Raw genomic sequence first — 22,453 nt, forward strand, 5'->3', positions numbered from 1 at the left:
TCATTTATAAAAGTAAAACAAAAAGTAAATATATTTAACAATTAATGGGTTAAAATTACTTTCCAATATGCACAACAGGTTGTTAAAAAATAAAAATTGTAATGAAAAAAGAAGACATTTTTGCTCGATACAGCCGACAGATTTTCATAGAAGAAATCGGATTGGAAGGTCAAAGAAAAATAATGAATTCTAAAGTTTTGGTGATTGGAGCCGGAGGTTTGGGAAGTCCCGTTATCCAATATTTGGCTGCAGCGGGAGTAGGAACTTTGGGTGTCGTGGATTTTGATGAGGTGGAACTCCATAATTTAAACCGACAAATTATTCACAATGAAAAAACGGTTGGAATTTCTAAAATAAAAAGCGCCGGAATATTTGTCAGAAACTTAAATCATCAAATTAAATTTATTGGAATTGAACAAAAAATAGATGAATCAAAAGCCGAAGAATTGATTTCCGGATTTGATATCATTATTGATGGTTCCGATAATTTTAAAACGAGATATTTAGTTAATGATACCTGTGTACAATTCAAAAAGCCTTTGGTTTATGGAAGCATTCTTGGTTTTTCTGGGCAGGTTGCGATTTTTAATTATAATGGCAGTAAAAATTTAAGAGATATTTTTCCGGAACCGTCTTTTGATGAACAGTTTCCAGATTGCGACAGTTTAGGCGTTTTGGGAGCGTTGCCCGGAATTGTTGGAAGCATGATGGCGAATTTAGCTTTGAAAATTATTACAGATTTACCATTGCCGTTGAATCATTTAACGTTGATTGATACGTTGAATTGGCGTTTTCAGACTATTGATTTTTAGTTTAAACACAAATCGCACGAATTTTTTGCACAAATCACACAAATATTCTAAGTTTTGGCTAAAGCCTTTCTTTGTGGACATAAAAAAGAGGACTAAAGTCCGCTCGTATCGATTAAACACTAATGACACAAATGTTTTTGCACAAATCGCACAAATTTTTTAAGTTTTGGCTAAAGCCTTCCTTTGGGGTGTAAAAAAAGCGGACTAAAGTCCGCTCCTATTGATAAAATAAATACTTATTAGTTTCAATTTTGCTTAATCATTATAAATCAAAATTATTCGTGAAATTTGTGCAAAAAATTCGTGCGATTTGTGTTTAAACTAAAAACTACTGTCCCTGCTGCATCACACCGCTATTTTCATCTTTCTTCGTCTGATTCAGGATGTTTGCATCTTCTTTTGCCAATTTGTTCTTCGTCGGGATTTTGTAATTAACCGATAATCCGAAATTTCTTGAGTCGTATTTCGTTCTCAGCATAACTGTTTCTCCGGAAGGCGGATTGGAGCGAACCTGCATCAATTGTCCGTTGAAAATATCATTGGCAAAAACAGAAACCGTCAAACGATTGTCCATAAATTTCTTCGTAAGCGTAAGATCCACAGAATTGTTGAATGGTTTTTCTGCGGTGAAATAAAAATACCCTGCTTTTGGAGTGAGATAACTGTAATTTGCGGTTAATTTGATCTCTTTCGGTAAAATGATCTGCGTCATCAGATTCAGAATCCAGAATCCTTTATTGTTCAGATTGTCAATGTCATGCTTCTGATAACCTGCGTAAATGTACATGAAGTTGATCTTATCCGGATTGAAATTAAACTTCATAATTTCGCTCAGCGGTTTGCTGAAAATCATGAAAGGAACCGGTAATCCGACATTGAAATTGTGGATTTTCATTTCAGAAATATTAATCTGCTCGTTGAACAGATTTTTTCCGTCTTTTCTGATGATCTGCGCTACCTGATTTTTCGCTGAACTTACACTGTATCCGATAAATGCATAATCGAAAGCTGAAATTTTTATTTCATAATTATCAAAAATCGTTGGCTGAAGATTCGGGTTTCCCGTTACCTGCGTATTCGGTCCCTGAAATGTGGTGTTGTTAGGATTTAAGGCAGAAATACTCGGCAAATTGATCTTTTTATTGTAATTCGCTGCTACGTATACCTGATTCATCAGATTGTACTGAACACTTGCGTTCGGGAACAATTTAAACTTGTTAAAAGGAAGAAGATCTGCCTCAATAAGATTTTTGTTGTTGTAATATCTTGTAACACCGGAAATATCATAATTTTCAGCACGCGTTCCCAAAATAAAATCAAACTTTTTCAGCTTAGCCTGAAACTCCAGATAAGTTGCTGTTGTCTGTCTGGTGTATTCTAAATTCGTGATTCCTTTGCTTTCCGTATCAAAATTCTGATGCTCATACAATCCTCCTAAACTTACTTTTCCGCCGTCCAAAATCTTTAAGGGCTGAGAATAATCTACCTTAAAATTGGCGATTTCCATATCCGATTTGTTGTTCAGTTTATTAGAAAAAGGAATTCTGGGACTATTTTCAACAGGATTGGTATAAACCACATCTGTAAAAATATTATCCTGAATAAATTTACTGTCGGATTTTGTAAAACCAAACTGGAAATCCAGCTTCTGAGATTTTTCTGTAAAACGTTTCTGATAGGTTACCACAGCTTCCTGTCTCAAATTATCGGTGTGAGCTGCATCAAAGGATGAAAAATTTCCTTCTCTGATAATATTTGGATTCAGATAATACGGAAGATCTGCAAGCCCGTTGCTGGCTGTATAATTATCATTTTTATTATGGTAAATATCATAATTTAAAAGCAATCTGTCCTGTCCGAGATCAAAAGTAAGCCCAGATTTTGCAAAATATCCTCTTCCCACTCTGTCCGTATTGCTTAACATCAGATTGTCCTGATTGCTGTTCAGCATACTTTCACGGTAATTCTGCCCGACATTCAGTTGCCATCCGAAAATTTTATTTCTCGCATTCAGATTCAGAGAGTTGCTTGTTCTGCTTCTGAATTTATCATAATTCGTAAAAGAATAATTTCCTGAATAGGTTGCCGTTAAATATTTATTCGCATTCTTATTCGTAATAATATTCATGATCGCGCCTCCGGAAGTGGCAGGAAATTCTGCACCGGGCTGTGTAATAACTTCAATTCGGTCTACAGAATTGGCGGGCATTCCTTCAAGAAAAGAGTTTAGTTCATTGGAAGTAATGTTCAAAGGTCTTCCGTTCAAATAAACATCCAGAACTTTTCCCTGATACATCATTCCTGCGATATCGGTAGAAACCAATCCGGGAAGTTTTTTGATGCCTTCCAGAACGTTTCCGTTATTAAGCTGCGGCTGTTCCGAAAAATCGAAAATCGTACGGTCAGCTTTTTGTTCAACGGCTTTTTTAGTTTTGGTGATGGTTACTCCTTCAATTTGTTTTTCTTTGGTTGCCTGGTTATTCGTTTTTTCCTGGGCAAAAGAAAAGATGCTGCCCAAAAGTGATAACGCAATAATTGCTTTTTTCATAATGTCTTTCTGATATCCTATTAGACAATGAAAAAAGTACTTTTGTTACATTTTTATTCACTTAAATTTAAAATCTATATCCTGCGGAAATAAAGAGGCGGAATAATCCACCGTACTGATCTCTGTCTGAAGCAGATAAATTTTTAACAATTCCGGCTTCCAGGCCAGCTTCCACAAAGAGATTTGATAGAAATACATATTTTTCTCCCACTCCGGCTCCGATTCCTAAAGATGATCCCCATTTCTCATTATTTAAAGTCTGACCATTATCCTCAAGCGGAGAATATTTGTTTCTGTTGTAAATAGCTAATGCTTCAATAAAAAAATTTTTTGCAATACCTTCATTGTCTGTGTAAAATCTATAATATGGCATAACCGTATATTTTTCTTTCCATTGGTATATAAAATAACTTCCTATTCCGGCATTGTAGTTGATAATTCGTTCATATCCAATATCAATTCTTGATTTAAATAATTCCAAAGGCATTAATTTTTACTTCGTTGTTTTCCTGCGCGAAAGAGAGTAGAGGAAGAAACGATAAAAGCAGTAAAAGTTTTTTCATAGTTCAGTTTTACTCTTAGTTTTTAAAGCCTAAAAATAAGCTAAATCAATATAAAACAAAAAGCAACTTCAATCTGAAGTTGCTTTTTTATGATTAATTAAATCTAACAATTAATTTTTCTCCTGTTGTTTGATCAGATTCAAAGCAGAACCTGCCTTAAACCAGTCAATTTGCTGATCATTGTAGGTGTGGTTTGCCATCACAATGTCTTTCGTTCCATCTGAATGGATAAATTCTAAAGTCAGTTGTTTTCCCGGAGCAAACTGATCAAGATCCAGGAAATTGATCACATCATCTTCCAGAATTTTATCATAATCTGCTTCATTGGCAAAAGTAATTCCCAACATTCCCTGTTTTTTCAGGTTGGTTTCATGAATTCTCGCAAACGATTTTACCAAAACAGCTTTTACACCCAAATGTCTCGGTTCCATTGCTGCGTGCTCTCTTGAAGAACCTTCCCCGTAGTTTTGATCTCCCACAACGATGGATGGAATTCCTGCGGCTTTATAATCTCTCTGTACAGCAGGAACTTCTCCGTATTCTCCTGTAAGCTGATTTTTAACTTTATTGGTTTCCATGTTGAACGCATTAACTGCTCCGATCAACATATTATTTGAAATATTATCAAGGTGACCTCTGTATTTCAGCCATGGTCCAGCCATAGAAATGTGGTCGGTTGTACATTTTCCGAAAGCCTTTATTAAAAGTCTTGCTCCTGTAATATTTTTGCCGTCCCAAGCCGGAAATTCTTCCAGTAACTGAAGTCTGTCTGAAGTTGGGCTTACATTTACCTGAACAGAAGATCCGTCTTCAGAAGGCGCCTGATAACCATTGTCATCCACAGCGAATCCTTTTTCCGGTAATTCAAAACCTTTAGGTTCGTCTAATTTAATCTGCTCTCCGGCTTCGTTGGTTAAAGTATCGGTAATCGGATTAAAATCCAGTCTGCCCGAAATTGCCACAGCAGCTACCATTTCCGGAGAAGCTACGAAAGCGTGGGTGTTTGGATTTCCGTCTGCTCTTTTTGCAAAGTTTCTGTTGAAAGAGTGAATGATCGAATTCTTTTCTCCTTTTTCAGCACCTTCTCTGTCCCATTGTCCGATACAAGGTCCGCAGGCGTTTGTAAAGATTCTAGCATTCTCAAATTTTCTGAATGAATTCAGGAAACCGTCTCTTTCTGCGGTAAATTTCACCTGCTCAGAACCCGGATTAATTCCTAAAATAGCTTTTGGTTTTACTCCTTTAGCAACGGCGTCTTCCACAATAGAAGCTGCTCTCGATAAATCTTCGTAGGACGAATTGGTACAAGAACCAATCAGTGCCCATTCTACTTCAAGTGGCCATCCGTTGGCTTCTGCTTTTGCTCTGAATTCAGAAACAGGCGTAGCCAGATCCGGAGTGAAAGGTCCGTTTAAGTGAGGAGTCAGTTCAGAAAGATTAATTTCAATTAGCTGATCAAAATATTGCTCAGGATTTGCATATACCTCAGGATCACCTGTTAAATGTTCCGCGATCTGGTCTGCAGCATCTACAACATCCTGTCTTCCGGTAGACGAAAGATATCTTCTCATGGAATCATCATATCCGAAAGTAGAAGTCGTTGCTCCGATTTCCGCTCCCATGTTACAGATGGTTCCTTTACCTGTCGCTGAAAGAGATTGTGCTCCTTCTCCGAAATATTCTACGATACAGCCTGTTCCTCCTTTTACTGTAAGAATTCCTGCCACTTTTAAGATCACGTCTTTTGCGGAAGTCCAGCCCGACATTTTGCCGGTTAGTTTTACCCCGATTAATTTCGGCATTTTAAGTTCCCAAGCCATTCCCGCCATTACATCTACAGCATCTGCACCACCAACTCCGATGGCAACCATTCCTAAACCTCCTGCGTTTACGGTATGAGAGTCCGTTCCGATCATCATTCCTCCCGGGAAAGCATAGTTTTCCAGTACAACCTGATGGATAATTCCGGCTCCCGGTTTCCAGAAACCGATTCCGTACTTATCACAAACCGAACTCAGGAAATTGAAAACTTCCGAGTTTTTGTTAATTCCCTCCTGTAAATCTGCTTCTGCACCTACTCTTGCCTGAATAAGGTGATCGGCGTGAGCGGTTGAAGGAACAGCTACTTTTGCTTTTCCTGCCTGCATAAACTGCAGCAGCGCCATTTGTGCCGTTGCATCCTGCATCGCTACTCTGTCCGGTGCGAAATCTACATAAGAATTTCCTCTTTCGTGTGCCTGTGTTGCGTTTCCTTCCCAAAGGTGGGTGTAAAGGATTTTTTCTGAAAGGGTAAGAGGTTTTCCCACTACTTTTCTTGCCGCAGCAATTCTTTCCGGGTAACGCTCGTACACTTTTTTGATCATATCAATATCAAAAGTCATATCTGAATTTATTTTTCTTCTGTTTTAATTATTTGCTCTTTGCTATTAAATAAATTAACATCATTAAATTATCAAATTCTATTCCTGTATGCTTTTAAAAAGGATAAAAAATGATAAATAATTCTGAAATTTCCAACTTTCAAGTTAAGAAAAAATAAAATTTTTGTGATTGATCTAAGTTAAAATAATTTTTGCAGATCTTTAAATGGAAAGATTCTAAATAAAAAATTGAAAGATTCTACATCTTTACGAGTAAAATCTTTCAATTCTATAAATTGTTAAAACAGCCTTTATGGCTTCTTTGTAAACTCTTTTAGTGAGCGCTTGTACTTGTAAGTTCTTTAATAGAAGGAACAAAAGTAGTAAGGTCAATTCCTTCAACCGCTGTTTTATACTCATCGATGCTAGGAATTCTTCCCATAATCGCAGAAAGTACAACCACCGGAGTAGAAGCCAAAAGAGATTCTCCTTTTTTACGTTCAGAATCTTCAACAACTCTTCCCTGGAAAAGACGCGTAGAAGTGGCTAAAACCGTATCTCCTTTCGCTGCTTTTTCCTGATTCCCCATACAAAGGTTACATCCCGGTCTTTCAAGATACATCATGTTTTTGTATTCAACACGAGCTTCGCCTTTAGGAGCATTATCGTCAAACTCAAAACCAGAATATTTCTCTAAAAATTCCCAGTCGCCTTCCGCTTTTAATTCATCAATGATGTTATAAGTAGGAGCAGCCACCACAAGCGGAGCTTTAAATTCTACCGTACCGTTTTGTTTTTCAATGTTTTTAAGCATCTGAGAAACAATTTTAAGATCTCCTTTGTGAACCATACAAGATCCGACGAAACCAAGATCTACTTTTTTCTCACCACCGTAATACGTTAAATCTCTGATGGTATCGTGCGTATATCTTTTAGAAACATCTTCGTTGTTTACATCCGGATCGGCGATCATCGGCTCTACGATGGCATCAAGATCTACAACAACTTCAGCGTAATATTTAGCATTGGAATCCGGAGTCAGAGCAGGTTTTTCACCGGATCTGATTTCCTCAATTCTTTTATTAGCCTTGTCAATTAATCCCTGAAGAACCTGATTGTGGTTATCCATTCCTTTATCAATCATAATCTGGATTCTGCTTTTTGCAATTTCCAGAGACTCGATTAAAGTAGCATCTTCAGAAATATTGATGGAAGCTTTTGCTTTCATTTCAGCCGTCCAGTCTGTGAAGGTAAACGCCTGATCGGCAGGAAGTGTTCCGATGTGAACTTCAATAATTCTTCCCTGGAATACGTTCTCTCCTCCGAACTGTTTCAGCATCTGAGCCTGAGTTGCATGAACCACATCACGGAAATCCATATGTTCTTTCATGGTTCCCTTAAATGTTACTTTTACAGATTCCGGAATTGGCATTGACGCTTCTCCTGTCGCCAAAGCAAGGGCAACAGTTCCTGAATCTGCTCCGAAAGCAACTCCTTTAGACATTCTCGTGTGAGAATCTCCTCCGATGATGATTGCCCATTCGTCTACGGTAATATCGTTAAGAACTTTGTGAATAACGTCTGTCATTGCATGATATTCACCTTTCGGGTCACGCGCTGTGATCAAACCGAATTCGTTCATGAATTTCATTAATTTAGGAATATTAGCCTGTGCTTTTTTATCCCAAACTGAAGCGGTGTGGCATCCGGACTGGTAAGCTCCGTCTACTACCGGAGAAATTACCGTTGCAGCCATAGATTCCAGTTCCTGAGCAGTCATTAAACCTGTAGTATCCTGAGAACCTACGATGTTTACTTTCACACGTACATCAGAACCTGCGTGTAAGATTTTACCCGGAGTTTTCCCTACTGCATTTCTGTTGAAGATTTTTTCAACCGCAGTAAGTCCCTGTCCTTCGTGAGAAATTTCTTTAGAAGGTGCAAAAACAACCGGAGCTTCGATTCCTAAAACTTCAGCAGCGAATGTCTGTAATTTTTTACCGAACACGATGGCGTAAGATCCACCCGCTTTAATGAATTCCATTTTCTGCGGTGTGAAAGATTTTGTAAGATCAATAAGTTCCTGATCTCCGTTGTATAATTTTTTCTCTTTGGTATTGATGGTTAAAACCGTTCCCGTTGCAACAGAATAAGTCTGCTCAAGAATAGGTTCGCCTTCTTCGTTAAGAACAGCGTTTCCGTTTTCGTCTACTTTCTTTACCCAGTTTTTAAGATCGATTCCGATACCTCCGGTTACGTCTACTGTTGTAAGGAAGATTGGTGAAATTCCGTTAGTACCTCCAACGATAGGAGCAATATTTACGAAAGGAATATAAGGACTTGCCTGTTTTCCTGTCCAAAGTGCAACGTTGTTTACACCTGACATACGCGAAGAACCAACCCCCATTGTTCCTTTTTCTGCGATAAGCATTACGCTTGCATCCGGATGTTTTGCCTGTAAAGCTTTGATTTCTTCCTGCGCCTGAGGCGTAATCATGCATTTACCGTGTAATTCGCGGTCTGATCTTGAGTGCGCCTGATTACCCGGAGAAAGTAAGTCGGTAGAAATGTCTCCTTCCCCTGCGATGAAAGTAACCACTTTAATTTCTTCAGCAACTTCAGGAAGTTTTGTAAAGAATTCTGCCTTTGCATAGCTTTCAAGAATTTCTTTTGCAATTTCGTTTCCGATATTGAAGGCTTCTTTCAGACGGGTTGTATCTGCTTCATAAAGGAAAACCTGTGTTTTCAGTACTTCTGCAGCCTGTCTTGCAATATTTTCATCGTTGCCTAAAGCAAGATCCAACAATACTTCGATAGATTTTCCACCTTTCATGTGGGATAACAATTCGAAAGCAAAAACCGGAGAGATTTCTTCTACTACAGATTCACCAAGAATAATTTCTTTTAAAAATTTAGCTTTTACACCGGCTGCACTCGTGGTTCCGGGTAAGGTATTGTAAATAAAAAATTTAAGAGAATCAGCCCTGTACTCGTTTGCTGTATCTTTAATCTGTGCGATGATCTCGCTTAATAATTCTGCACTGTCAATCGGCTTTGGATGAAGCCCCTGAGTTTTTCTTTCTTCAATCTCTTGGATGTAATCCTGATAAATATTCATAATAATAGAAATCTTTTCAATCTTAATCGGATGATAATCAACATTATTCACGAGAAGATTATCATCGTGTGTTTTCCGGCGGAATTATTATTTTTATTTTTTCTGATCTAAACAAGAAGCTGAAATTTTTAGATAGTGTATTAAAAATGACTTCTTTAAGACATCTGTCATAATAAATGCCTGAAAACGTGCCCAAATTTACGGAATTTTACAATTTTTTCAAGTTTAAATTATTTAGATTCTTTATAAATATCTATTTTATATTTTCTATTTTTGGCGATATTTTTGCAAACAATTGATGATTATGAAAAATGCAGCTTCGGTTTTATTCCTTTTTATTTCGGTTTTTGTTTTTTCACAAACGAAAAATGTGAAGAAATTGCCTTCAAAGACAGTCTCTAAAACTGCGGTTAAAAAATTACCAGAAAAGACAAAGCAGAATAGTGATTTTCCGATCATCAACGAAGAGCTTCCGCTTTTAATCCCGAAAAAACAGGATGGTAAATTCGGATATGTGAACCAAAAAGGAAAATTCATCATCCAGCCGGAATATCACATTGCGGTATTTTTCTACGAAGACTGTAATCTTCTGAACTCTCCTAATGTAAAACTCAGAAAATTCGGGACTGCGGATTATGCAACGGTAGAAAAAGATGAAATTTCTTACCGTGTCGACAGAACAGGCAAAAGGGTGTATCAGTATAAACAGTCCGATTTGGCAAAATGTCCTCACAAAGAATATGTTCAGCAGCTTTTTCAGGTGTATACGATGAATGGTTTTTTCGGAATCATCGAAAAAGCGACGTTTGAAAATCCTTATGACTACAAACAGTTTAAAATTTATCCTCAATACGACTATCTTTTTATTTTAGAAGGTGATGATGTTGCCAATCCCATGATTATTGCTTCAAAAAATAATGTTTTCGGAGTGGTGGATGTGAACGGAAAGGTGATTATTCCGTTTGAATATTCTGATATTAAACGAAATTTTAGCTGGAAGCTTGGTAAAATGTTCGAGGTTTCAAAAGACAGTAAGAATTATTACTATGTAGATTCGCAGAATAAGACCTATTAAATTTAAATAAGAATTTCAAAAATCTTTCACAAATACCACAAGTTTTTCATTAAATGATCTTGGTGAAAAAATAGGTTGGAAAAACGTAATTTCCCACAGTTGGTAAATTTTTCGTAATTTCGCGGCTGAAATAAAGGGGTGCTGTAGCAAGCTGAGATTATACCCAATGAACCTGGAACGGGTAATGCCGTTTAGGGAAATTAAAAATGAGCAATAGGTAATGAGCAATGAGTAATCCTCATCATATTACTTATTACCGATTACCAATTCCTCATCATAATCCGCCCCTTTTATTCATTAAATTTTAAAGATTTATAGAATGAAAGGATTATTTTTTTTAGGGCTTACCGTTGGCTCTTTCGCTTTTTTACAGGCGCAGAATTCCGATTCCCTGAAAGTAAGGGAAATTGAAGCTGTTAATTTTACCAAAAGACTTCCTGTTGCTAAAGAAATCATCAATGTTCAGAAAGATCTGGACAGCAGAAATTTAGGACAGGATCTTCCGATTTTACTGAAGAATCAGACTTCCATCATTTCAACTTCAGATGCCGGAAACGGAGTGGGGTATACAGGATTCCGGATTCGTGGAGTTGCGGGAAGTGCCATCAATGTCATGATGAACGGTGTTCCGTACAATGATTCCGAAAGTCAGGGGACATTTTTCGTGAATGTTCCGGATCTTACGAGTTCGGCATCACAGATTTTAATTCAGAGAGGGGTGGGAACTTCCAATAATGGTTCTGCGGCTTTTGGAGCAAGTATCAATGTACTTTCCAAAGATCCTGAAGAGAAGTTTTATTTTAAAACAGACGACAGTTACGGATCTTTCAACACCTATAAATATTCTGCGGAAATAGGTTCCGGAAAACTCTGGGGAAACCGTCTTTCTGTGATGGGAAGATATACCCACATTAATTCTGACGGATATATAGACCGCGCTTTCTCAAAATTAAATTCTTACAATCTGACCGCTTTGTATGAGGAAGGAAATACAAGAATTCGTCTGATGGCTTTCGGAGGAAAAGAAAAAACCTATCAGGCTTGGAACGGAATCGACCGCAAAACATGGGAAACCGATCCTAAATTTAATTATTCGGGAGCAATTTACGATTCGAACTGGGAAAACATCGTCGGATTTTATGATAATGAAACGGATAATTACCGACAAAACCATTATCAGTTGCTTTGGGAGCAGAAATTTAATGCTCAATGGAATCTGGAAACAACGGTACATTACACCAAAGGAAAAGGATATTATGAAAACTATAAGCAGGACGCTAAATTTTCGAAATATAATCTTCCTAATTTCATCAACGGTTCTCAAACCTTAACGAGAACGGATTTCATCAGAAAAAAATGGCTGGATAACGATTTTTACGGAGTTGTTTCCACGCTTTACGGAAAATTGGGTACAGTTGATGTGAACTTCGGAGCCGTTGCCAATCAATATTACGGAAGACATTTCGGAAATGTAACGGGCGTTTTTCTTCCCCAGATTGATGAACATGAATATTACAGAAACCGCTCTGTGAAAAACGAAGTTTCAGGTTTTGCCAAAGCATTGGTAAGAATGAATGATTTTGAATTTTTCGGAGACCTGCAATTGAGAAATGTAGATTACGATACAAAAATCATCACTGCTGGAGATGGAGAAGGCGCTGATTTAAATAAAAACTGGCTGTTCTTTAATCCAAAAGCGGGGATCAACTATAAAATTTCAGCAGGAAAAATTTTCGTTTCTTATGCTCATGCGCACCGCGAACCGAACAGAGATGATCTGTTGGCAAACAATGAAGTAAAGGCTGAAAAGCTACACGATTTCGAAGCCGGAGTAGAGAAGCAGTTCGGAAAAGTGTCTTTTACCGCGAACTTATATTATATGTACTATGTGAATCAGTTGGTTTTAAATGGCGAATTGAATAATGTGGGGGCTTTCATCAGAACAAATTCGGGGAAAAGTTACAGAAGCGGAATTGAGCTTGGAGCTTTGGCAAAGCTTTCCAAACAGTGGGAGCTTTCCGGAAATGTGAGTTTCAGCAACAACAGAAATTTAGATTTTAAAGTGGAAACAGAAGCTGGTGTTAAAGATCTCGGAAATACGCAGATTTCTTTTTCTCCGGATGTGATTGCCAATTTAGGTTTGAAATTCAATCCGACACAGAATTTCCAGTTTGTATTGATGAATCAGTATGTCGGAAAACAATATCTGGATAATTCGGAAGATGAAAATTTACAGCTTAAAGATTATTTTTTAACCGATTTTAATGCGCAGTATCAGTTTAAAATTAAAAATAATGAAATTGCTCTGAAGCTTTTGGTTAATAATTTATTCAATAAAAAGTATGTGAACAATGGAGCTGTTTATGACGGTTCTCCGTATTATTTTTCTCAGGCAGGAACGAATTTTATGTTTGGGATCAGCTGGAAAATTCAGTAAACATTCAGGCTATATTTAAGATTAATTATAGAATGTAAAGTTAGATTTAAGACTGCTTCGGCAGTCTTTTTTATTAGTAAACCCGCTTCTGAGTAAGATTTTAATTGTAATTATCACATTCATTAAGATAGAGTTCTGCTCCGACGCTAAAAATTTTATGTACTTTTGAGAAAAAGACACGGATAAATATATGTCTTATAAAGCCATAGTCTAGGAATCTGCTCCTACTACAGTAATCAAAAACACCATTTAGAAATGGCAGATGAAAAATGGAAAATATAAATAAAAACTTTTATAATAGACAAAGGAAATATATTTTAAGTTTAATATTCTTATTTCCGTTCATTTTAAATGCACAAAAATTTCCTCTCAATGAGAATTTTTATATTGACAGAATAATTGGATTAGATTCTGTTAATATTTATCAATATAGATTGATTAAATATCCTCTAAAAAAAGATCAAAAGACAAATTATTTATATTATTTAAGTTTTGATAGTGATGGTAAATTTGACTCACGTGATTCTGGCTCAACCTGTGGTTTAGATATATACAAATCAATATCTGGAAGTTATCAATTAATTGATGATTCTCATATATTATTAACTCCAAAATTATATCATAACTCCAAAAAGTTGTATCCGGAAACAATCTCTTCAAAATCGTATTTGTTCTTTATCTCAAAAGAAAGTGAAGATTATTTTAAGCTGATTCAAAGTAAAGGAAATATTAAAGACGATAAAAAAAACGCAATCTTATCAAAAGAACTAGATAAGAAAATTAAAACATATGATAGGAGAAGTATTTTCGAGTTATGTGATTATAAACCAAAATCAAAGGATAATATTTCTAGAGTAGATGAATATATAAGAAATGTTTGGAGAAAAAATCCGAAAGATTATGATATTCTTTTTGTTGCATGGTATCCTGATGATTTTTTAGTTAATATAGTTTACAACAGAAAAACAAAAAAGAGAACATTAATACTAAATTATGTGGCAAAGTATGTAGAAAATTCAATGGGGCATATCTAAGAAATTAAAATAGAAATATCTACAGTCTACAACAAATTATTGTCAGAAGAATAAGTCATACACATGAAAATCTAATCCTTATTCATTAGATGAATTATATGATTGGTTAAAAATAAATTTGGTTACAGTTAAGCATGAAATATTTTAATCTATTTTTTACTCAAAAAGTCATAAATTTGCTGCCAAATGAATATTTCAGCTTACATTTTAGAATATTTGAAACAATTCGGGACCGTTATTGTTCCGGATTTTGGCGTTTTTTCTTTGGAAAATTCCAAAGCCATTATCAATTCCGAAAATGGGAGCATTCTTCCTCCTGCAAGCAAAATCGTCTACACTCCCGATTATGAAGTAAAGTCTGATGATTTGGCATCTTTTATTGCGGGGCAGAAACAGATGACTTTGGAAGCTTCAAAAACAGATCTTCAGATTCAGACCGATTTTTGGAAGAAAAAACTGCAGGCAGATCAGACGCTTGAAATTCAGGGTTTGGGAGTTCTGTTTGTAGAAGACGGCAAAACGCACTTCAAAGGAAACAGACTGCAGTCGGATCATCCGGATTTTTATGGTCTGGAAGAAATTAAGATTTCTGATATCAGCAATAAAAACACTCAGTCAGAAACTTCTTTGAATACCGAAAAAGATTATCAGTTTAATAAATCTATTCTTTGGGCTTTTCTGGTTATCATCCCGATTTTAGGAATCGTATACGTAGCATACACGCAGCAGGAACTTCTTTTCGGAGAGAAATCTTTTGACAAAGCCAATATCTCTGTACAGACAAAAACCCACAGAATTCAGGACACGGTAAAAGTTCAGCCAAAAATTACTCCGGTTCCGGTTGCAGATTCTTTAAAGAAAGATTCTGTGGTTCCAAAAGCGGTTCAGCCTGCAGTGCAAAATGCGGCAAAAGTTCCGGCAACTCAAAACAACACTAAGACAACGAAATGGCAAAAATAAAAAAGGCGTCAGAATCTCTGACGGTGATGACGAATATTGTACTTCCGAATGATACCAACCAATTGAGAAACCTTTTCGGAGGAGAATTATTGGCAAGAATGGACCGATGTGCTTCGATTTCCGCAACAAGACATTGCGAAAGAAGAGTCGTAACGGCATCCGTAAATCACGTTTCATTCGATCATCCGATTCCGGAAGGAGGAATTGTTGTGATGGAATCCAAAGTTTCCAGAGCTTTTTCCACCTCAATGGAAATCTATGTAGATGTTTGGCTGGATGATCCGATCAATCATAAAAAAATTCAGACCAACAAAGGAATTTATACCTTCGTTGCGGTAGATGAGTTCAACAGACCGATCCCGATTCCAGATATGGAACCTGAAACAGATCTTGAAAAAGAACGATATGCAGCAGCACTGAGAAGAAAAGAACTTTCTCTGATTCTGTCCGGAAGAATGAAACCCTCTGAATCTATTGAGCTTAAAAAGCTTTTCCAAGAAGATACTACGGCATAATTTCTTTCAAAGACAATCCGCAAAATACTAGAGTTATCAATACAGATAGAACCGACAGAAATATTTGTCGGTTTTTTATTGCTGCTTCCAATGATGATTCTAAATATTCATCCGTTTTTCTGAACATTTTTTCAGGAAATAGTAAGATTAAACCAATAAAAATTAAAATGATGGCATTAATTGCTGCTTCAAACCATAGAAAAATTTTACTCCCAAAACCATCTGCACCTTCAGAAGAATAGTGAATTGGAATCGTTTCACGAATTGAAGAAAATTTTACCGCTAAAAAAATTAGGTAACCCAAAAACAGCAAAATGGAGAAACTGAAAATGACTTTATATAATTTCATTTTGATGGAAAAATTGAAAAATTCTATTTCACAAAAGCGGTTTCTAAAACTTTGAATCTTACCTTTGCATCAGCAAATATAAAGAATTATGTCTTCCATGAAAATTTTACTCCTCGATAAAAACCACCCCTTAATTACCGAACAGCTTTTAGCTAAAAACTTTATTCTGGAAGAAGATTTCAGCTCTTCTTATGATGAGGTTTGCGCTAAAATTGAACATTACGACGGAATTATCATCCGAAGCAGAATTCCTTTGGATAAGAATTTTTTAGAAAAAGCTAAAAATCTGAAATTCATTGCAAGAGTAGGAGCAGGAATGGAAAATATAGACATTCCGATGGCTGAAAAACTGGGAATTCAACTGATCAATTCTCCGGAAGGAAACAGGGATTCTGTGGGAGAACACGTTGTCGGGATGTTGCTGATTTTAATGAACCGGCTTTTTATCGCATCGCAGGAAGTGAAAAACGGCATTTGGCTTCGTGAAGAAAACAGAGGCGACGAACTGTTGGGAAAAACAGTGGGACTTATCGGTTACGGAAATATGGGAAAAGCTACGGCAAAAAGACTTTCAGGTTTTGGCTGTACAGTGATTTTTCATGATATTCTTCCTAATCTTTCGGATGAATTTGCAACACAGGTTTCTTTGGAAGAATTAAAGGAAAGAGCCGAAGTTGTAAGCTTACACATTCCTCTAACGGAACAGACCTATTATCTGGTGGATGGTTCGTTTATCTCTGAGATGAAAAACAATTTCTATTTTGTAAACACAGCAAGAGGAAAGAATGTTGAAACGAAAAGTTTAGTTGAGGCAATAAAAGCGGGTAAAGTAAAAGGAGCCTGTCTTGACGTTTTGGAATACGAAAAATCCTCTTTCGAAAATCTGGAAACAGAAAATGAAGACCTTCAGTACCTTCTGGAATCCGAGAAAGTAATTGTTACTCCGCATATTGCAGGATGGACGGTTCAGAGCAAGGAAAAACTGGCGCAGGTGATTGTCGATAAAATTGTGGCACAGTTTGCTTAGCCTTGAAATTCAGTAAGATTAGAAATAAATTTTGACGATACTATTTATGAATTATTTTTCATTTTTATTTATGTTAAATAATTCATAATTTCCATTCAGGAGATACGAATTATTTTGAGTTTTATTAAATTGCCGCTCATTTTCGAAACTCATGACGAAGCGTAATTTTATCCTTGTATTATCTGCCTTTTTATTCCTTTTTTCCTGCAAAAAAAAATCTGAAAATCAGGACAGTGTCATTGAAAGCACGACCAATCTTCCCAATTACGGAAATGTAGACTTAGCCAACGTTTTTACACCTGCCGAAAATCAGGTTGTCAATAAGGCTTCACTGGCAAATTATATCAACAGCTATTATCAGAAAGTTTGGGAAAACGGCGATCTGAGCGGGGGAATTTTAGTCGCGAAAGGAGATAATATCATCTACGAAAATTACAGAGGCTTTGCCAGAGAAGGAAATCAGAACCCGATTGATAAAAATACGCCGCTTCATGTCGCTTCCGTTTCAAAAACATTAACCGCAATGGCAATGCTGAAACTCGTTGAAGCAGGAAAAGTGAATTTATCCGATCATCTTACCCAGTATTTTCCGGGTTTCCCTTATCCGAATGTTACCGTTAAAACTTTACTAGACCAGAGAAGCGGTCTTCCGAAATATGAATACTTCATCACGAAAATTCAGCCGGCTCCCGCAGAACTTTCAAAAACGTTCCTTACCAATGAGGATATTTTGAATATGATCATTAAATATAAACCGGATCTGGCAAGAGAAACAGACACCGGATTTATGTACTGCAATACCAATTTTGCTATGTTAGCTTTAATTATTGAAAAAGTAACGAAAGTTCCTTTTCCTCAGGCAATGAAAGAAATGGTTTTTGATCCTCTGAAAATGAAAAACTCCTATATTTTTCAGGAAAAAGATATACCGACGGCGTCACAATCTTTTTATTACGGAGGAAATAAACTGTATCCTTTGGACAGGCTGGATTTAATTTACGGAGATAAAAATGTATATACCACACCGCGAGATTTATACAGCTTTTCAAAAGCAATGTTTTCGAAAGATTTTTTAAAGCCTGAATTGATGCAGCAGGTTTTCACGCCTTACAGCAATGAAAAATTCGGCATGAACAATTACGGTTTCGGCTTCAGGATGAAAATTTTTGATAACGGAGAAAAACTCACGTATCACAACGGTTGGTGGCACGGAACGAATTCCGTTTTTGCGCATCTTCTGAAATCTAAAGTTACCATTATTGCCATCGGAAATAAATACTCCAACAGAGTGTATACAGCTTTGGCTTTGTCTGGATTATTCGAAGATTTTCCGCCTCAGAAAGATAAGCTTCACAGCGTAATGAGCGATGATCGCGATACATTAAAAGGTCATAGTGAAGTTTATGGAGAATAATGTTTATTTTTGCGTAAACATCTTCATGAAAAGAATCCTTTTTTTATTGGTTTTCGCTTTTCTTTTGCAGTCTTGTGCAAGAGTAGGTTCGCCTGTAGGAGGCGCAAAAGATTCCTTGGCTCCGAAGTTTTTAAGCTCAAATATAGATTCTTCAAGAGTAAATGTGCCGAGAGATATAAAGCAATTGCGAATAGATTTTGACGAATACATTACGTTAAAAGACATCAACAAAAACCTGAATATTTCTCCGCCGATTAAAAACATCACCAGAATTGTTCCTTCCAATATTGCCAACAAGTTTATCCTGATCCAGTGGAAAGATACTTTACAGGCAAATACAACGTACAATTTTAATTTCGGAAATTCTATTGCAGATAATAATGAAGCCAATATTCTGAGATATTACAATTTTGCTTTTTCGACGGGAGATAAGCTTGATGATCTTTATGTAAGCGGGGATGTAAGAGATGCTTTATCCATTAAAAAAGCCAGTGAAAATAAATTTGTTGTCGGATTATATCAGGTAAAAGACACCATCAATTACAGACAGAAACCTTACTACATTACGAAAGTTGATGATGATGGCTATTTTGAACTGAATTATCTTGCTGCCGGAAAATATAAAATCATCGCATTTGAAGATGAAAACGGAAATTCCATCTACGATGCGGGAAAAGAGAAAGTAGGATTTCAGAAAGATCCTGTTGTCGTAGAAAAATCGGTTTCAGGATTAAATCTTAAATTATATCCGTCTAAAAAGCCGGTGAAATACCTTGAAATGAAAGAAGCTCCGGGAGGTGTTGTGATGACTTTCGAAGGAAAACCGAATGAAGTAACCGTAAAACCTTTAAACGAGAAAATAAAGGATTACAAGGTAACCCACGCTCCGAAGTCTGATTCCGTAAGAATCTGGTTTGATGCCGTGAAAAGTGATGTAGGACAGACTACAAATGAGAATTTAAAGTTCGGGTACAATGCAGGTATCGGAAAAAAAGACAGCCTTTACAACGCCTCGTTGTTTTACAGATACAATGCGAAAAACGCAATGGACATCAACAGCGATAACGGCGGTGCAATGCTTCCTCCGAAAGAAGACTTTAAAATCCTTTCCAATTATTACGTAGATAAAATAAACACTGATAAATGGATTTTCAGAGTTGCAGGAGACTCATTGAACACTGTTCCTTTTACCGCAAAAATCTCAGAGAAAAATCCGTATCAGATTTTGGTGAAAGCGGATTTTATTTCAGGTAAAAAATATCAGCTTACCATTCCGAAAGAAACCGTTTCATCATTCTTTGCAAAAAATTATCAGTCGAAACGTTTCGATTTTGAAGTGGATAAAGTTGAGAATTTCGGAAGTTTAAAATTCATCCTTCAGAATGCTCCGAAATCAAGCTACTGGCTTCAGTTATTGGATAATTCAGATAAAGTATTGTTCCAGAAATATACCAAAGGAAGCGAGGTGAAATTTGATATTCTTAAACCCGGAGAATACATCGTAAGGATTTTGGCAGATAATAACGAAAACGGCTTCTGGGATGAAGCAGATTTCCAGAACGAAACTTTCGCGGAAGATTCCTACATTTACTACAAAACAGCCATCGTAAGACCGCTTTGGGACAGCAACGAAAACTGGGATCTGAAAGATACAAGAGTTCTGGATCCGTCAAAAATAAGCACACCGAAAGCAGAGCCGAAATCTCAGCCGAAAGATGCTAATAAGCTTGATCTGAAAGGAAATGATGCTTTGGTAACGCCTTCAAGATAAATATGAAAACATTTAAGAAAATATTTTTCTGGACTTTGCTGGGATTTGCTTTAATTCAGTTTATTTCAACAGATAAAGTAAATCCTCCGGTTGATCACAAAGTGAATTTTGTGGATGCTAAAAAAGCACCTGCAAAAATTCAGGAATTGTTGAAAGGAGCGTGCTACGATTGTCATACCAACGAAACGGTTTACCCTAAATATGCTTACATCGCACCGATTTCATGGTCTGTGAAAAGTCATATCAACGAAGGAAGAGAACATCTTAATTTTTCAATTTGGGAAACCTATAATAAAGATTTAAAGCAGAGTATGCTGAGTAAGTCGATCCAGACTATTCAGAATAAAACCATGCCAATGCCGGGTTATATTGTTTATCACAAGAAAGCTAATCTCTCCGATGCAGAAAGAGCTTTACTGATTCAGTATTTTGATCAGATGCTGAAATCCAAAACTTATTAATCGTATTTAATCGTCATAAGAATTTAAAAAGATAAATAGTTTAACTATTTGATTTTCATTGTTATTCTATTCAGAAAATCAATCGCTTTTTGTATTGCTTTGATAAGTGAAGCGACATTGTTTATTTTAAAAGCATTTCAGAGAATACTTCTTCGTTTTTCTTGCGATAAAATAATCAGATTTCGAAAATCAACTTAAGAATCTTTAATTTAACCAGAGTTCGAGATAAGTCTTCTTAACCGCAAGGTTAAACAAAGAAATTCAATTATCAGGAATTCAGTTTTTAAGATATACAAAGGCGTAAAACTTATCCAAGTAATACCATTTTTGTCTTTTTTAAATAAACGAAGTGCCTTTGTTTAGCTTACCAACTTTTAATAATTAAAAAAAATCTTTTGTTTTTCTTTGCGATAAAATAATACAACGCTATAAATCAATTTTTTAAATTTATTTCTTATCCTGAACTGAGTTTAATTTATGTTGATCAAGCAAAGCAAAAGCATAAAAAATCTCCCGCAAATTTTACATATTTAGTAGATGTCTGTAAAATCTGCGGGAGAAATATATTTCAGGAATATTAAATATTCTTCAGGTACTCTTCAAAAAACTTTTTCTGAGAATCAAAAGCGATATCCTCGAGATTCAGTTCTTTTAAAGGAATCCAGACTGCTTCTGAAATTTCAGAAAGTTCAAGATTCACTTCAAATTTTTCCGGAACGCGGTATTCATAAAAAAGATCAATGGTATTATAATCAATCTCTTTGTACTGATAGACGTTTGGAAGGCTCGTTAAGTACTTTAAATTTGAAATATCAACAACCAGCTGCAGCTCTTCAAAAAGTTCTCTTTTGCAGGTTTCTTCTGCACTTTCCTTTGGATCTACAAAACCTCCTGCAAGATCGAGTTTTCCCTTTTTAGGATCTCTGTTTCTTCTTGTAAGATAAATTTCATCATTATATCTTATTACCACAGCTACCGCTCCGGCAACGTTGTTGTATAATGTGAAACCACAGTTTTGGCAGCTCCATTTTCTTTCTCCATCCCACTGTAAAGATTCTTTGCCGCAGTTGGGGCAATATTTCAGTATTTTCATTGAGTTACATTAATATTTCTCGGGTGATAAGACAAGATCACATCACGCAGCTCCTCTGTTTTCAGGTGGGTGTAGATCTCTGTCGTCGTAATGCTGGAATGTCCGAGCATTTCCTGAATATAACGAAGATCTGCACCATTCTGAAGCAAATGGGTTGCAAAAGAATGTCTGAATGTATGCGGTGATATTTTTTTGCTTACACCCGCCTTGTCTGTTAATTCTTTTATAATTAAAAATACAATTACTCTGGACATCGACGTTCCGCGACTGTTCAGGAATAAAGTGTCTTCGTATTTCTTATTAATTTTACTTTTAGAACGTACTTCCTGAATGTAATTTTCCAAAAGATCTGCCGTATAATCTGCTAAAGGAACGAAACGTGTTTTGTTTCCCTTTCCGTTTACCTTAATATATTGCTCTTTAAAATTGATATTGGAAATTTTCAGATCAATAAGTTCCGAAACACGGAGTCCGCATCCGTACAGAACTTCAATAATACACTGGTTTCTCTTTCCAAGGTCGGAATTTACCTCAATCGCGCTGATAATCTTATTGATATCGGGAAGACTTAAGGTATCCGGTAAGTAAAGACCCAGTTTAGGACCTTCAAGCAAAGAAGCCGGATTGTCTTCACGGTATTCATCCTCCAGTAAAAATTTGAAGAATGCTTTAATGGAAGAGATCCATCTTGCCTGAGATCTTTCGCTGAATTTTTGTTTGGAAAGATTGAAAATGTATTCCTGCAGATTTTCGTAGCCTATAGTATCCGGTCCGACGTTGCCCAGATCTTCTTCTGCGTATTCTTTTAGTTTTTTGATGTCTCGAATATAGGCGTCGAGAGTGTTTTCTGAAAAGTTTCTCTCGAATCGAAGAAAGATCTCAAAATCCTTAATTTTTTCATCCCAAGTCATGTTGT

17 protein-coding genes are annotated in these 22,453 nt (G+C 36.3%); 10 read left to right on the forward strand and 7 right to left on the reverse strand.

All coding sequences use genetic code 11. The features are described from left to right. Positions 1 to 101 precede the first annotated feature (101 nt). The gene (locus tag B0E34_RS07370; RefSeq protein WP_087708270.1) at positions 102 to 812 is read left to right on the forward strand and encodes a HesA/MoeB/ThiF family protein; all 711 of its coding nucleotides are present in this window, start codon (positions 102 to 104) and stop codon (positions 810 to 812) included. A gap of 328 nt (positions 813 to 1,140) precedes the next feature. Here B0E34_RS07370 and B0E34_RS07375 read toward each other — a convergent pair whose 3' ends face one another. The 4 genes from B0E34_RS07375 to B0E34_RS07390 form a co-directional block, all read right to left on the reverse strand. Then, positions 1,141 to 3,360, reverse strand: coding sequence for an outer membrane beta-barrel protein (locus tag B0E34_RS07375; protein ID WP_087708272.1), 2,220 nt, complete (start codon positions 3,358 to 3,360; stop codon positions 1,141 to 1,143). A 67-nt stretch (positions 3,361 to 3,427) separates the two neighbouring features. Continuing rightward, on the reverse strand, positions 3,428 to 3,841 hold the full coding sequence (locus B0E34_RS07380; RefSeq protein ID WP_123956569.1) for a hypothetical protein: 414 nt from the start codon (positions 3,839 to 3,841) through the stop codon (positions 3,428 to 3,430). 192 nt (positions 3,842 to 4,033) lie between these two features. After that, positions 4,034 to 6,304, reverse strand: coding sequence for an aconitate hydratase (locus B0E34_RS07385; RefSeq protein WP_076393711.1), 2,271 nt, complete (start codon positions 6,302 to 6,304; stop codon positions 4,034 to 4,036). Positions 6,305 to 6,617: 313 nt separating this feature from the next. Further along, entirely contained in the window at positions 6,618 to 9,401 is a 2,784-nt protein-coding gene (locus B0E34_RS07390; protein WP_087708275.1) for a bifunctional aconitate hydratase 2/2-methylisocitrate dehydratase, read from the reverse strand. Positions 9,402 to 9,705: 304 nt separating this feature from the next. Between B0E34_RS07390 and B0E34_RS07395 the strand changes: the two genes are divergently transcribed. The 5 genes from B0E34_RS07395 to B0E34_RS07415 all read left to right on the forward strand — a co-directional run bounded on the left by B0E34_RS07395 (position 9,706) and on the right by B0E34_RS07415 (position 15,422). Next, positions 9,706 to 10,476: a WG repeat-containing protein gene (locus B0E34_RS07395; protein WP_087708277.1), complete on the forward strand. Its 771-nt coding sequence runs from the start codon at positions 9,706 to 9,708 to the stop codon at positions 10,474 to 10,476. A gap of 319 nt (positions 10,477 to 10,795) precedes the next feature. Further along, positions 10,796 to 12,913, forward strand: coding sequence for a TonB-dependent receptor (locus tag B0E34_RS07400; RefSeq protein WP_087708279.1), 2,118 nt, complete (start codon positions 10,796 to 10,798; stop codon positions 12,911 to 12,913). Positions 12,914 to 13,182: 269 nt separating this feature from the next. Beyond that, entirely contained in the window at positions 13,183 to 13,947 is a 765-nt protein-coding gene (locus B0E34_RS07405) for a hypothetical protein (protein WP_087708281.1), read from the forward strand. Positions 13,948 to 14,133: 186 nt separating this feature from the next. Continuing rightward, positions 14,134 to 14,907, forward strand: coding sequence for an HU domain-containing protein (locus B0E34_RS07410; protein WP_087708283.1), 774 nt, complete (start codon positions 14,134 to 14,136; stop codon positions 14,905 to 14,907). Continuing rightward, positions 14,895 to 15,422, forward strand: coding sequence for an acyl-CoA thioesterase (locus tag B0E34_RS07415; RefSeq protein ID WP_087708285.1), 528 nt, complete (start codon positions 14,895 to 14,897; stop codon positions 15,420 to 15,422). Before B0E34_RS07410 ends, B0E34_RS07415 begins: the two co-directional genes overlap by 13 nt. On the opposite strand, the gene B0E34_RS07420 is transcribed toward B0E34_RS07415, so the two are convergent. Next, the gene (locus B0E34_RS07420) at positions 15,412 to 15,771 is read right to left on the reverse strand and encodes a DUF1648 domain-containing protein (protein WP_087708287.1); all 360 of its coding nucleotides are present in this window, start codon (positions 15,769 to 15,771) and stop codon (positions 15,412 to 15,414) included. The genes B0E34_RS07415 and B0E34_RS07420 overlap by 11 nt on opposite strands. 97 nt (positions 15,772 to 15,868) lie before the next feature. On the opposite strand from B0E34_RS07420, the gene B0E34_RS07425 reads away from it, so the two are divergent. The 4 genes from B0E34_RS07425 to B0E34_RS07440 all read left to right on the forward strand — a co-directional run bounded on the left by B0E34_RS07425 (position 15,869) and on the right by B0E34_RS07440 (position 20,444). Next, the gene (locus B0E34_RS07425) at positions 15,869 to 16,798 is read left to right on the forward strand and encodes a 2-hydroxyacid dehydrogenase (RefSeq protein WP_087708468.1); all 930 of its coding nucleotides are present in this window, start codon (positions 15,869 to 15,871) and stop codon (positions 16,796 to 16,798) included. Positions 16,799 to 16,949: 151 nt separating this feature from the next. Continuing rightward, a complete protein-coding gene (locus tag B0E34_RS07430; RefSeq protein ID WP_087708289.1) occupies positions 16,950 to 18,212 on the forward strand; it encodes a serine hydrolase domain-containing protein in 1,263 nt (420 codons plus the stop codon). A gap of 25 nt (positions 18,213 to 18,237) precedes the next feature. Continuing rightward, positions 18,238 to 19,983 carry an Ig-like domain-containing domain gene (locus B0E34_RS07435; RefSeq protein ID WP_087708291.1) on the forward strand — a complete coding sequence of 582 codons (1,746 nt, stop codon included), beginning with the start codon at positions 18,238 to 18,240 and terminating at the stop codon, positions 19,981 to 19,983. 2 nt (positions 19,984 to 19,985) lie between these two features. Continuing rightward, positions 19,986 to 20,444, forward strand: coding sequence for a heme-binding domain-containing protein (locus B0E34_RS07440; RefSeq protein ID WP_087708293.1), 459 nt, complete (start codon positions 19,986 to 19,988; stop codon positions 20,442 to 20,444). 577 nt (positions 20,445 to 21,021) lie between these two features. On the opposite strand, the gene B0E34_RS07445 is transcribed toward B0E34_RS07440, so the two are convergent. Both B0E34_RS07445 and xerD read right to left on the reverse strand, forming a co-directional pair. Further along, positions 21,022 to 21,537: an NUDIX hydrolase gene (locus B0E34_RS07445; protein ID WP_087708295.1), complete on the reverse strand. Its 516-nt coding sequence runs from the start codon at positions 21,535 to 21,537 to the stop codon at positions 21,022 to 21,024. Beyond that, positions 21,534 to 22,448, reverse strand: coding sequence for a site-specific tyrosine recombinase XerD (gene xerD, locus B0E34_RS07450; protein WP_087708296.1), 915 nt, complete (start codon positions 22,446 to 22,448; stop codon positions 21,534 to 21,536). Before xerD ends, B0E34_RS07445 begins: the two co-directional genes overlap by 4 nt. Positions 22,449 to 22,453 lie beyond the last annotated feature (5 nt).

Origin of the sequence: Chryseobacterium mucoviscidosis (assembly GCF_002177115.1) — a bacterium.
GTDB classification, from domain to species: Bacteria; Bacteroidota; Bacteroidia; order Flavobacteriales; family Weeksellaceae; genus Chryseobacterium; species Chryseobacterium mucoviscidosis.